This is a genomic window from Haloarcula litorea, from assembly GCF_029338195.1.
Classification (GTDB): Archaea; Halobacteriota; Halobacteria; order Halobacteriales; family Haloarculaceae; genus Haloarcula; species Haloarcula litorea.
The window spans coordinates 1195318-1207242 of sequence record NZ_CP119779.1 but is presented as its reverse complement, the minus strand read 5'-3'; the positions used below and the strand labels follow the sequence as shown (position 1 = coordinate 1207242).

Annotated in this window: 15 protein-coding genes; 5 read left to right on the top strand and 10 right to left on the bottom strand. The window is 69.7% G+C overall.

Annotation, left to right across the window (positions count from 1 at the left end; genetic code table 11):
* Positions 1 to 513 (bottom strand): phosphate-starvation-inducible PsiE family protein, encoded by a 513-nt coding sequence (locus tag P0592_RS06315; protein ID WP_276273434.1) that lies wholly within the window; start codon positions 511 to 513, stop codon positions 1 to 3.
* Between the two features lie 38 nt (positions 514 to 551).
* Complete coding sequence (locus tag P0592_RS06310) at positions 552 to 1985, bottom strand: MFS transporter (protein ID WP_336406672.1); 1434 nt, start codon at positions 1983 to 1985, stop codon at positions 552 to 554.
* 19 nt (positions 1986 to 2004) lie between these two features.
* Here P0592_RS06310 and P0592_RS06305 point away from each other — a divergent pair, with 19 nt between their 5' ends.
* The gene (locus tag P0592_RS06305) at positions 2005 to 3033 is read left to right on the top strand and encodes a radical SAM protein (protein WP_276273432.1); all 1029 of its coding nucleotides are present in this window, start codon (positions 2005 to 2007) and stop codon (positions 3031 to 3033) included.
* A 69-nt stretch (positions 3034 to 3102) separates the two neighbouring features.
* On the opposite strand, the gene P0592_RS06300 is transcribed toward P0592_RS06305, so the two are convergent.
* Both P0592_RS06300 and P0592_RS06295 read right to left on the bottom strand, forming a co-directional pair.
* The gene (locus tag P0592_RS06300; RefSeq protein WP_276273431.1) at positions 3103 to 3369 is read right to left on the bottom strand and encodes a hypothetical protein; all 267 of its coding nucleotides are present in this window, start codon (positions 3367 to 3369) and stop codon (positions 3103 to 3105) included.
* Positions 3370 to 3448: 79 nt separating this feature from the next.
* A complete protein-coding gene (locus P0592_RS06295; RefSeq protein WP_276273430.1) occupies positions 3449 to 4342 on the bottom strand; it encodes an ArsR/SmtB family transcription factor in 894 nt (297 codons plus the stop codon).
* Between the two features lie 86 nt (positions 4343 to 4428).
* Between P0592_RS06295 and P0592_RS06290 the strand changes: the two genes are divergently transcribed.
* Positions 4429 to 5259, top strand: coding sequence for a DUF1109 domain-containing protein (locus tag P0592_RS06290; RefSeq protein WP_276273429.1), 831 nt, complete (start codon positions 4429 to 4431; stop codon positions 5257 to 5259).
* 2 nt (positions 5260 to 5261) lie between these two features.
* Here P0592_RS06290 and P0592_RS06285 read toward each other — a convergent pair whose 3' ends face one another.
* Both P0592_RS06285 and P0592_RS06280 read right to left on the bottom strand, forming a co-directional pair.
* The gene (locus P0592_RS06285) at positions 5262 to 5585 is read right to left on the bottom strand and encodes a DUF7577 domain-containing protein (RefSeq protein WP_276273428.1); all 324 of its coding nucleotides are present in this window, start codon (positions 5583 to 5585) and stop codon (positions 5262 to 5264) included.
* A gap of 42 nt (positions 5586 to 5627) precedes the next feature.
* Positions 5628 to 6002 carry a YccF domain-containing protein gene (locus P0592_RS06280; protein ID WP_276273427.1) on the bottom strand — a complete coding sequence of 125 codons (375 nt, stop codon included), beginning with the start codon at positions 6000 to 6002 and terminating at the stop codon, positions 5628 to 5630.
* A 112-nt stretch (positions 6003 to 6114) separates the two neighbouring features.
* On the opposite strand from P0592_RS06280, the gene P0592_RS06275 reads away from it, so the two are divergent.
* On the top strand, positions 6115 to 6843 hold the full coding sequence (locus tag P0592_RS06275) for a class I SAM-dependent methyltransferase (RefSeq protein ID WP_276273426.1): 729 nt from the start codon (positions 6115 to 6117) through the stop codon (positions 6841 to 6843).
* Between the two features lie 486 nt (positions 6844 to 7329).
* Here the strand turns inward: P0592_RS06275 and P0592_RS06270 are convergent, their stop codons facing one another.
* Both P0592_RS06270 and P0592_RS06265 read right to left on the bottom strand, forming a co-directional pair.
* Positions 7330 to 8421, bottom strand: coding sequence for an aminopeptidase (locus tag P0592_RS06270; protein WP_276273425.1), 1092 nt, complete (start codon positions 8419 to 8421; stop codon positions 7330 to 7332).
* Between the two features lie 40 nt (positions 8422 to 8461).
* Positions 8462 to 8629 (bottom strand): DUF7859 family protein, encoded by a 168-nt coding sequence (locus P0592_RS06265; RefSeq protein ID WP_276273424.1) that lies wholly within the window; start codon positions 8627 to 8629, stop codon positions 8462 to 8464.
* Between the two features lie 160 nt (positions 8630 to 8789).
* On the opposite strand from P0592_RS06265, the gene P0592_RS06260 reads away from it, so the two are divergent.
* A complete protein-coding gene (locus P0592_RS06260) occupies positions 8790 to 9464 on the top strand; it encodes an ArsR/SmtB family transcription factor (protein ID WP_276273423.1) in 675 nt (224 codons plus the stop codon).
* A gap of 142 nt (positions 9465 to 9606) precedes the next feature.
* Here P0592_RS06260 and P0592_RS06255 read toward each other — a convergent pair whose 3' ends face one another.
* The gene (locus P0592_RS06255; RefSeq protein ID WP_276273422.1) at positions 9607 to 10116 is read right to left on the bottom strand and encodes a metallophosphoesterase; all 510 of its coding nucleotides are present in this window, start codon (positions 10114 to 10116) and stop codon (positions 9607 to 9609) included.
* A gap of 66 nt (positions 10117 to 10182) precedes the next feature.
* Between P0592_RS06255 and P0592_RS06250 the strand changes: the two genes are divergently transcribed.
* Positions 10183 to 11172, top strand: coding sequence for a cation diffusion facilitator family transporter (locus P0592_RS06250; RefSeq protein ID WP_276273421.1), 990 nt, complete (start codon positions 10183 to 10185; stop codon positions 11170 to 11172).
* Here P0592_RS06250 and P0592_RS06245 read toward each other — a convergent pair.
* On the bottom strand, positions 11163 to 11909 hold the full coding sequence (locus P0592_RS06245; protein ID WP_276273420.1) for a hypothetical protein: 747 nt from the start codon (positions 11907 to 11909) through the stop codon (positions 11163 to 11165). The two genes, P0592_RS06250 and P0592_RS06245, sit on opposite strands and share 10 nt — an antisense overlap.
* Positions 11910 to 11925 lie beyond the last annotated feature (16 nt).

Below are 11925 nucleotides of genomic sequence, written 5' to 3'. Positions count from 1 at the left end.
CTAGATCGGCTCGGCGGCCTCCTCGCGGGTGCGCCGCTCGACGACGAGCAGCGCCACCAGGCCGAAGATGATGAGCGTGTAGGCGGCCGCCGCGAACAGGGCCGCCTGCTCGCTGGCGTACTCGCCGGTCCGGAAGATGATGGCCTTCCGCACCATCGCGATGACGCCGGTGTAGATCACCAGGCGGACGATGCGGCGCGTCTCGCCCTCCTGGGTGTAGGCGACGACCGTCTGGTACACCTCGACGATGATAAAGAGGAGGAGGGCGGTGTCGATGAAGCCGACGACGACCAGCGGGTCGGTGATGGAGCCCTCGAGTGCGGTCTGGAAGATCTGGAGGCCGAGGTCGAACACGCCGATGGCGAACAGGACGACGAGCACGAGGGCGGCGACGACCTCGACGTAGCGGATGAGTTCCTCGCTGAGCGCCAGCACCCGTTCGTCGGCCGACGCCTCGGACGGGAGCGACCCGCCGACGGGCTCCGAACGGTGCGAGCCGTCGTCCTCGCTCATACGTCCGGATAGGGCGTCGACACGTATCAACGCGGCCCCTATCTGATGTGGCCGGGATCGGCCGGCCGGGGCGTCGGTGGCTCCTCGTCGCCGCCCAGCCGGAGCACAAGCACGCCGACGGGGACCAGCAGGAGCGCGCCGACGACGAACGGCGACCAGAAGCCGACGGCGAAGTAGAGCCCGCCCATCACCGGCGGGCCGACGGTCCGGGCGAGACTGCCAGCGCCCTGCGTGATCCCGAAGGCGCTGCCCTGGAGGTCGGCGCTGGCCCGCCGGGAGACCAGCGCCGTCAGCGTCACCGACAGGACGCCGTTGCCGACCGGGAGCAGCGTCAGCACCGCGAGCAGCCCAAGCAGATCGGGCGTGAGGAAGGGGGCCAGGCCCGTGAGCGGCGGGAGGACACCGCCGAGCGTCCGGGAGAACGGGAGCGCGCCGACGCTGGCCACGAGCACGACGGTGCCGGCCAGCGAGAGGGTCACCGGGTCGTACCGGGCGGTCAGCCGTCCGACGAGGACGCCCTGGGTGACGACCGCCAACAGGCCGACGTAGGTCAACAGCAGGGCGCTCTGTGCGGCGGTGTAGCCGTAGACGTCGGCGACGTAGGGAACGAACATGATCTGGACGCCCGAGAAGGCGAAGGAGACGAGGAAGAACGCGGCCAGCAGTTCCCGGAGCCCCGGCGTGGCGACGGCGGCCCGGAGCTGTGCGACGGCCGACGGGGGCGTCGTGCCGCCCTCGTCGGTCGCCCCCTCCGGAGCCGCGCCCTCGCGGGGCCGGGACTCCGGGAGGAACAGGAGCGCGACGACGACGCCGGCGAGGCTGAACGCCGCCGCGGCGAAGCTCGGGAGCGAGAACCGCGTGATCGGGACCGCCGCCGGGACGAGGCCGTCGACGGCGGCGACGGTGGCGTCGAAGGAGAGGACCGCGCCGATGCCCGGTCCGAAGATGAACCCCAGGCCGAAGGCGGCCCCGACGTAGCCCAGCGCCGCGGCCCGGCGCTCGGGCGGGGTCACGTCGGCGACGTAGGCCTGTGCCGTCGAGAGGTTCCCGCCCATCGCGCCCGCGAGCATCCGCGAGGCGAACAGCAGCCACAGCGCGTCGGCCAGCCCGAACACCGTCCAGGCGAGGACGGAGCCACACAGCGAGACCACGAGGACGGGCCGGCGGCCGACCCGGTCCGACAGCGAGCCAAGCAGCGGCGCGAAGAGGAACTGCATCGCCGAGTAGGAGGCCGCCAGCAGCCCGATGACGAACTCCGTCCCGCCGGGGAACGAGCGCGTGTAGTACGGGAGGATCGGGATCACGATGCCGAAGCCCACCAAGTCGAGGAAGACGACGGCGAGGACGATGGCGAGCGAGCGTCGTCGCGAACTGCCGGCCATAGCTTTCCTGCGTCGGGTGCAGAGATAAGGCCGACGGCGTGCCGACCCGTGCCACGCCGGGGTCGATGCGCACGCTTTTTCCCGCTGGATGCGGTCCTAGCCGTATACGATGATCTCCGAGGGCTGCGAACAGTGCGCCAAGGGCGGGAAGATGGTGCTGTTCGTCTACGGCTACTGCGACCAGCGGGACTGCTTCTACTGCCCCCTCGGGGAGAACCGCAAGAACGTCACCCAGATGTACGCCAACGAGCGGCCCGTCGAGTCCGACCAGGACGTCATCGACGAGGCCAAGCGGATGAGCGCGCTGGGCTCCTCGATCACCGGCGGCGAGCCCCAGGAGGTGCTCGACCGGACCTGTCACTACATCGAGCTCCTCAAGGAGGAGTTCGGCGAGGACCACCACGTCCACCTCTACACCGGCATCACCGGCGGCCGGGAGAACATGCGCCGGCTCAGCGAGGCCGGGCTCGACGAGATCCGCTTCCACCCGCCCCTGGAGCTGTGGGGCGACATGCACGGCACCGAGTGGGAGGAGATCCTCTATATCGCCCGCGAGGAAGGACTGACGCCGGCCTTCGAGATCCCGGGCATCCGCGCGGAGGAGGAGTTCCTGGAGTTCTTGGACGAGGGCGCGGCAGACTTCTGTAACATCAACGAGTTCGAGATGTCCGACGGCAACTACCGCCGGATGCAGGAGGAAGGCTTCGAGCTCAAGGAGGACCACATGAGCGCCGTCGAGGGGTCGCACGACATCCTCGAACGGATGGGCGACCACGAGAAGGTGTACTTCTGTACGAGCGTCTTCAAGGACGCCGCCCAGCACCGCTCGCGGCTGAAACGGATGGCCCGGAACATCCGTCGCCCCTTCGACGAGGTGACCGAGGACGGCACGCTCGTCTACGGGAAGACCTGGGCCAGCGAACGGCGACTGAGCGAGCTGGGCGTCCCCGAGGAGTACTACAGCGTCAAGTCCGACCACGTCGAGCTGGCGTGGTGGCTCCTGGAGGAGATGGTCGAGGACGGCGACGTCGAGAAGGGCGAGATCGTCGAGCAGTACCCGACCTACGACGGGACGGTCGTCGAGCGGACGCCGGTCGCGGGCGGCGGCGCGAGCGGGCAGGCCGCGGCCGGCGACTGAGTCTCCCGCGCGACGGCGTGGTTGCACCGATCGGGAGCGGCGCGTGTGGAGGGCCGAAGCGGGGGACGGTCAGTCGGCGGTCGGTTCGGCGGGTCGCCGTCGGCCGTCGGCCGACCGACGGTTGCCTGACGCGCGCAGTCGGCGGACGGTGTCGTCGGCGAGCAGGCACAGACCGACGGCCGTGACGGCCGTGGCGGTAGCCAGCGGCGCGGTCAGGAACGCGACGGCGACGACCAGGACGCCGAGGTAGGCCAGCAGACCGCGCAGCGTCAGGGCGGCCTCGGGTGCGGGGACGGTCCGTGCAGCGGCGTTCGGGGTGTCGGTGGGTCGGTTCATCACAGTTGGACAGAGGCCCCACACCCCGATAAGTGTAATCTGAAGGATACTTCTGTTCGCGGAGTTACTGAAGATTCCTTCACCCGTCGTCGCGGTCGGTCCCGACGACGGTGAGGTCCCCGTCGACGACCAGTTCGAGCGTGGCCCCGTCGGCCTCGTAGCTGACGCGCGCCCGGAGCGGGTCGGTGGACTCGACGACCCCGTGGTCGGTGTCGACGGAGCTCAGCGTCAGGGGCGGCCGTTCGCGGACGTCGACGCCGTGGTCGTGGTGGAAGGCGACGACGGCGGGGTGGTCCTGTAACGCCGACTGGACGTCCGCCGAAGAGCCCGCCCCACAGCGCTGGCACTCGTACTCGACGAACGGGACGTCGCCGCGCTCCTCGGAGATGGAGTCGGGGTCGTCGACGACCGCTCGCATCGGGCTGACGGTCGGCACCACCCGCCCCTCACAGACCCAGCAGAAGCCGTTGCGGAGCTGCTGGAAGATCGTGCGGAAGTACTGCGCCGCCACCTCCGGCATCGCGTCCCGGTCGTAGCCGGCGAAGACCCCCGGCGGAACCGGGGCGTTGACGGTCAGTTCACACCCGTCGCAGGTGACGCGGACCCGCTCGTCCTCGTAGTGGAACGTCCGTTCGCCGCCGCAGGTCGGACACGGCTCCTCGAGGGTGAGCGGCTCCGTCGAGCCCGCCATCGTGTACGCGCCCGCGTGGATCGCCCCGTTGACGGCCATCCCGGCCAGCGTCAGTTCGTACCCGTCGTCGGTCTTCGTGACGAAGCGGCCGGTGAGCTTGTCCAGGTGGTAGTTGAACTGGCCCGAGTCGGCCATCCCGACGGCGTCGCGGAGCTCCGAGAACGTGGCCGTCTGCCCGTCCGCGTCCCAGAGTGCCCGGAGGATTGCCACGCGAGTGGCGTTCGACAGCGCCCCGAACGCCTCGTCGGGGTCGGCCGTCTCGGTCAGTCGCGGTTCGCTCATAGAGGGGCGTTTACACGGACCGCGACAAATCGTTGACGGGAGTGGGTTTGATGTGCGGGGGGCGCGTCGTTCCGGTAACGCCCTCCATGAAGTTCGACATCGACAGCGGCAAGCTGCTGTACGCCCTCGGCATCGCCTTCGCCGCGGCGGCCCTCCTGTACTTCGTCCGGGACGTCGTGTTCGGCCTCTCGATCACGGTCAAGGCCGTCCTCCTGCTGCTGGCGGCCGTCGGGTTCTTCCTCGGTGGTCTCGCGGCCGAGCGGGACGTCCTCGACGCCGTCGGATTCGTCCTCGCGGCCGTGACCTACGTCGTCTTCGTCGGGTACGTCGTCGTCCGCTACCAGCCCGGCGGGACCGCCACATTCCTCGTGTTGGCGATCTCGGCGGCGCTGACGCTCGCGCTGGGCTACCTGCTGCGAGAGCGAGACCTGTCGCTGCCGCGCCGGACCGTGGCGGCGAGCGTGGGCGTGGTGCTCGTCCTCGGTATCGCGCTCGTCGGCGCGGACGTCGCCGTCGGCGGCGTGACCTACGCCAGCGACTTCGAGTCGTCGGTGACCGTCACGGCACCCGACTCCGTCCCCGACGACCAGCAGTACTTCGAGCGGGACGTCCGCGTCGGGAGGCTGACCGCGACCAACGGACCGGTGTTCACCCGCGCGCTGTCGCTGCCGGAACTGAGCGGCTGTCTCGTCGGCACCGACGCCGGGTTCCGCGAGGACGTGTGGCTCTCCTACGAGAACCGGTACGACCAGGCCGACACCATCGCCGGCGGCGCGACCCGCCAGCTCACGATCCGCGCGAGCCTGCCGGTGGACCTCAACGAGACCCGTAGTATGACCTACGCGGTCGAGCGGGGGAGCGACTGTGACGCCGACCGCGCGTCGCCGACGCTACTCGTCCAGCTCGGCGAGGAGTGAGGTCAGTCCAGCTCGGCGAGACACTGCTGACAGTAGGTCACGCCGGTGCGGTTGTGCGTCCCGCAGTTCGAGCAGGCGACGGCGTCCGCCGGCACCGGGTCCCCGCCGGTCACGGTCGCTCGCAGCGCCGCGGCGTCGACGTCCCACGCGCCGTCGCCGTCGGCCTCCTCCATCGCCTCGGCCCGCTCTCGCGCTCGGGCGATGAGTTCGTCGTCCCGCATCGACTCCAGCCCGCGCCACAGCAGCAGGAACAGCAGCGTCGGCGCGACGATGACGAACACGCCCGCGGCGACCCGGGCGGCCAGCTCGAGCTGGCTGAGTGCCATACCTTCACGAGGGGCTGGAACCCCGAGAACCCTTCGGCGGCGTCAGTACTCGTACAGCGAGACGACGTAGGGGAGCTTGTTGTACATCCAGATCGCCAGCGGGATGCCGACGACGGTCAGCGTGAGCGCGTACGCGACGCCGGTCCAGAGCCCGCTGGCCCACCAGCCGACCAGCAGGAACCACACCGCCCGGACGACCAGCGAGTGCTGTGTCCGGCCCTCGCCCTCGGTCACGAGCGGGTCCCGTGACTTCAGCGAGAGGACGTAGGGGACGCGGTTGATCATCTTGATCCCCAGCGGGATGCCGACGACGGTGACGTTCAACAGCCACGCGACCGACAGCCAGAGGCCGGTCAGCCACCAGCCGACGAAGACGAACCACAGCGCCCGGACCACCAGGGACGGGGAGTCGCTCATACGCGACCGTACTCCGCCGGGCGGGATAAGCTTCCTGTCCGACAGAATCCGCGGGTGCGACCCGTTCACAGGGCGGAGGAAGGCTTTTTCTCGGCCCGCGTGACCCGACCGTATGGATCTCCCGGAGACGGACGCCTTCGGCGCGATGTGTCGGGACTACCACGAGCGCGGCGACGCCTTCGAGGTGATCGAGCGCGACGACGGGTTCGTGGACAGCCCCGCCGGGCCGGAGGTGTACTTCTCGACGCCCGACGAGTGGTCCGACCGCGAACACGCCGCCCTCGAGTGGGCCGAGGGTCACGTCCTCGACGTGGGCTGTGGCCCGGGCCGCCACGCCCTCGAACTGCAGGATCGGGGCCACGACGTGACCGGGATCGACCGCTCGCCGGGCGCGATGGCGGTCGCGCGGGACCGCGGCGTGGCCGACGTCCGGGAGTGTGACGTGGCCGCCGTCGACGGCCTCGAGGAGACGTTCGACTCGGCGATTATGCTGGGCAACAACTTCGGTCTTGTCGGGAGCGCCGAGCGCGCACCCGAGGTCCTGGGTGCGCTGGCCGACGCGACGACAGACGACGCGACGCTGGTGGCGTCCAGCCTGGACCCGCTCGACACCGACGACCCCGCTCACCTCGACTACCACGAGCGCAACCGCGAGCGGGGCTGGCTCCCCGGTCGCCTCCGCATCCGGACCCGCTACCGACGCTACACCGGCGAGTGGCACGACTACCTCCACGTCGCGCCCGACACGATGGGGGAGCTGGTGGCCGACACCCCCTGGTCGGTCGCCGAGGTGGAACGCGACGGGCCGCTGTACGCGGCGCGGCTGGCGAAGACGGCGTAGCGACGGTCGGCGTTTCGGACTCCGAGAGTCCTCGCTACGCCTCCGCGGCTCCCGCTGGTCGCCGCGTCGGTCTCGGAGAGTCCTCGCTGGCGGTCGGACTCTCGCTACGCCTCGAACCCGTCTTCGAACCGGAACGTCCCGTCCCGCTGGACCACTTCACCGTCCACCTCGATGAACGAGTCCTCGCTCGTGTCCACCGACCTTTTTCCTCGTCGGGTGCGCTCGCTTCGCTCGCCCACCGCTCCTCGAAAAACGTCGATGAAAAAGCCGCGCCTCGCGTCGCTCGGCGCGGTGCTCAGCCCTCGAACCCGTCTTCGAACCGGAACGTCCCGTCCCGCTGGACCACCTCACCGTCCACCTCGATGAACGAGTCCTCGCTCGTGTCCACCGACCTTTTTCCTCGTCGGGTGCGCTCGCTTCGCTCGCCCACCGCTCCTCGAAAAACGTCGATGAAAAAGCCGCGCCTCGCGTCGCTCGGCGCGGTGCTCAGCCCTCGAACCCGTCTTCGAACCGGAACGTCCCGTCCCGCTGGACCACCTCACCGTCCACCTCGATGAACGAGTCCTCGCTCATATCCACGATCATGTCGACGTGGACCGCCGAGTCGTTGTGTTCGACGTCCTCGCCGACGGTCTCGTCGTAGGCGCGGCCGACGGCCATATGGACGGTGTCGCCCATCTTCTCGTCGAACAGCATGTTGTAGGTGAACCGGTCGATGTCGCGGTTCATCCCGATGCCCAGCTCGCCGAGGCGGCGCGCGCCGTCGTCGGTGTTCAGCACCTCCGTCAGCAGGGCCTCGTTCTTGTCGGCGCTGTGCTCGACGACCTCGCCGTCCGCGAAGACGAGGCGGACGCCGGTCACCTCCCGGCCCTGGTGGTACAGCGGCTTGTCGAACAGCACCTCGCCCTCGACGCTGTCGGGGACGGGCGCGGTGAACACCTCGCCGCCGGGGAGGTTCTTCTCGCCGTAGTCGTTGAGCGTCTCGTTGCCGGCGACCGACATCGTCACGTCGGTGGTGTCCCCGGAGACGATGCGGACCTCGTCGGCGGGGTCCAGGATCTCCACCATCTGGGCCTGGTGCTCCCGGACGGCGTCCCAGTCCTTGTTGACCGCGTCCCAGACGAAGTCCTCGTAGCCCTCGGTCGACATCTGTGCCAGCTGGGCGTTGGCGGCCGCGGGGTACTGGGTGAGACACCACGTCTTCGAGAGCCGCTCCTCCAGCAGCGGCTGCTGGGCCTGCTGGAAGGCGGCGGTCGTCTCCGGGTCCACGTCGCTGGTCTCGGTGACGTTGGCGTTGCCCCGGACGGCGATGTAGGCGTCCATCGCGTCGTACAGCGCTTCGAGGTGCCCCGGCGTCTCGAACTCCTCGCGGTTGCGCAGGAACGCCCGCTGGTAGCGCTCGCCCAGGCGCTCCTGGATCACCAGCGGGTTCGCGCCGCGGTCGGCGGCCAGTTCGTGGAGCGCGACGACGAAGTCCTCGGCGACGGGGTGGGCGTCGATGACGACGTCGTCGCCCTCGCTCAGGTCGATCGAGTGGTCGACGACGACCGCTGCGTGTTCGCGGATACGCGGGTCCATATCCGATGGTCCGGCGACGCTCACATACCAGTTTCGCCCGCTACTTCTTGTTCTGCTGGTAGCCCTCTTTGAACCCAAGCAGCGTCCGCCGGAGCATCAGATACATAAAGAAGAAGAAGCCCAGGACCGCGGCCAGGATGCCGTAGATGAACAGGTCGTTCGTCTCGAGGCCGCCGAACTGGAGCGCGAGGGCGAACGGGCCGGTCATGGGGTGGCGTTTCCCCCGCCGAGACAAAGATGTTTCGGCACCCGCCTCAGCGGGCCGGAAGCGCCCGATTTCGGTCTGTAAAATCCGATTTTGAGCCATATGTGCAACGACCGCCGTACCTTGGGGAACACTCATAATCCCATAGAACATACCGAAGTGTATGTCGTTGCTGCCCTCTCGAGACCCGGCGGCACCCGACGCGGAGCCGCGGGTCATCGGGGTCGACAGCGAGGACGCGGACGACGTCCTGTCGGCACTCTCCTCGGAGACGGCGCGCGAGCTGTTGGCCGCGCTCAATCGCGAGCCGGCCCCGCCCGGGGAACTCGCAGACCGTGTCGGGACCTCACTCCAGAACACCCAGTACCACCTGAACAAGCTCCAGGACGCCGGTGCCGTCGAGGTCGTCGACACCGCGTACTCGGAGAAGGGCCGCGAGATGGACGTGTTCGCGCCCGCGAACCAGCCGCTGGTCATCTGTGCCGGCGACGAACAGGAGACCTCCGGCCTGCGGGCCGCGCTCTCGAACTTCCTCGGGGGACTGGGGATCGTCGCGCTGGCGAGCCTGCTCGTCCAGCAGCTGTTCGGAGCCGGACTGGGATCGCTGTTCGGTCCGACGGTCCGCTCGGGGAGCGCCGACACCACGGGCGTGGACCCGAACTACTACCCCGGGAACGGGACCGCGGTCGACGGTGGGACCGAGGTCGCACTCAGGACGGCCGAGGCGGCCACACGGGGCGGGAGCGAGGTCGCGGGCCTCGCGCCCGGCCTGGCCTTCTTCGCCGGGGGCGCGTTCGTCCTCGCCGCGCTGGCCGTCGTCTGGTACGCGGACCGGTAGTGTCAAACGGCGGTTTCACTCTCCGGTAGGCCCTTACTTTGCCCGTGTCAACGTGACACACGCGCCGGGCGATAGGCGCGTCTCGACCCGCAGACTGACATCTCCGACTGACACTCCGGGGGCCGACGCCACACGCGTCGGCTCACCGTTCCCAGGTGACCGTCGAGAAGGTGGTCCCGTCCGGGGACCGCAGCCGTGCACGCACCCGTTCGTCGTCCGCGTCGAGTTCGGCGTGGGCCGGGCGGTACCGGCGTGGCTCGGCGTAGCTCCCCGGATTCAGCAGCACTGCCCCGTCGAGGTCGCGGATCTCGGGCCGGTGTGAGTGGCCGACCACGACGAGGTCGGCCGCCTCCTGTCGCGCGAGCATCCCCAGTGCCGTCTCCGAGTGCTCGTGGCCGTGGGCGACGACGACGGTCTGGTCCCGCCAGCGCAGTGTCGCGGTGTCGGGCAGGCGCTCGCGCACCGCGGGCGGGTCGTTGTTGCCGTGGACCGCGGTGAGGCTCTCGGCCTCGCTCGCGACGGCGTCGAGGACAGTCTCTGTGGTGAAGTCGCCGGCGTGGACGACGCGGTCGGCCGCCGCGACGGCGGCGAGCGTCCGGCCCGCCAGTCGGTGGTCGTCTCTCCCGTGCGTGTCCGCGACGACGGTGAGCATACGACCGCTTCGGCCCCGGGCCACTAAATCCCGAACCCATTTCCGGAACGCACGAGAGGTGACCGTATGGCTGGCAGCAAATCGGTCGTCCTCGCCGCCCTCGTCGCCAACGGGGCCATCGCCGTCCTGAAGTTCTTCGGGTTCCTCCTGACGGGCAGCGCCGCGATGCTGTCGGAGACGTACCACAGCATCTCCGACACCGGCAACCAGGTGTTCCTCCTCATCGGCATCCGGTACAGCGGTCGGGAGGCCGACCGTCGACACCCCTTCGGCTACGGGAAGGCACAGTTCTTCTACAGCTTCCTCGTCTCCGTGTTCCTGTTCGGCATCGCCGGCTGGGAGAGCGCCAAACACGGGTGGAGCGAACTGACGAGCGGCGGGCACGGCGGGGGCGGCCACGCCGGCGAGGCCGTCGAGTTCCTCTTTTTCAGCTTCCAGCCGCCGGCGTGGCTGGACCCGCTGTCGGTCAACTACACCGTCCTGCTGGGCGCGTTCGCCTTCGAGACGTGGGCGCTGTACAAGGCCCGCGCCGAGATGCAGCGACAGATCGAGCGCAACGACTGGTCGGGCTACCGCGAGGCGTTCCGCAAGACCAGCGACGTGACGACCCTGACCGCGCTGACGGAGGACACCATCGCGCTGGCCGGCATCGTCATCGCCCTCGTGGGCCTGTTCCTCGAACAGTTCACCGGCAACCCCTTCTTCGACCGGATCTCCGCGCTGCTGATCGGGATCATGCTGATGGGCTTTGCCCTGGCGCTGGCCTGGCAGAACAAGCGGCTGCTGCTGGGCGAGAGCCTGCCGAGAGACGAGACGCGCCGCCTCAGGCAGGTCGTCACCGACCACGAGCAGGTCGCCGGCATCGTCGACTTCCGGACCGTCTACTTCGGGCCCAACGAGGTGATCGTCTCCGCCGACGTGGCCTTCGTCCCGGGCCTGTCGACGAGCGAGCTGGACGCCGCCATCACCGAGATCGAGGACGCGCTCAAGGCGACGAACGGCGACATCCGGACGGTGTACATCGAGCCCGAGACACAGACGGAGGCTCAGTCGTAGACGCCGATCCCCTCGGCCCACCACGGGATCGGCACCCGGTCCAGCCCGGTCGTGATCCGCATCCGGACGTGGACCGTCGATCCGTCGGAGCGACGCGCCCAGTGGTCGACGTAGCGGACGATCCCCTGCCGATCGACGTAGAACCGCGACTCCACGGCGACGGTCTGATCAGGGTCCGCGCCGCTGAGCGGGACCTCCGTGTCGTTGGAGGCGACGACCGCCAGCGGCCGGCCGTCCCGTCGGACCGTCCCGACGCGGTCGTACCCCTCTACGACGCCGAACAGCCGGTCGAGGGTCGCGACCCCGGAGCGCGTGGCGACGTAGGGCGTCCCGGTCGCTTCGAGCGTGGCGTAGTCGGTCCGAGGGTCGTCACTGACGCTCCGGTACAGCGTCCCGTTCGTCACGATGGCGTCGTCGGCCAGCGGTCCGAACCGGCGTTGCACCCGCACCACGTCCGCGTCCCGGTCGACCCACACGTCGCGGGTGCTCTCCGGGCCGGCGAACTCGGTGTGCCGGTGGAAGCTCCGCCCGGCCAGCGCGGCGTCGTGGCGTTCGAGCACGCGGTCGACGGCGACGTCACCCGCGACCCGCGGCAGAGCCACCGGCCGCTCGGTCCGCTCGGGGACCGGTGCCGGCGTCACCGCCTGCCCGTCCGGCGGGGACGCGCCGCCGCTCGCCAGCAGTCCCGAACAGCCCGCGAGCGCGACGACGGCGACGACGAGCAGGGGTCGCCACATAGTCCCACGGACGGCC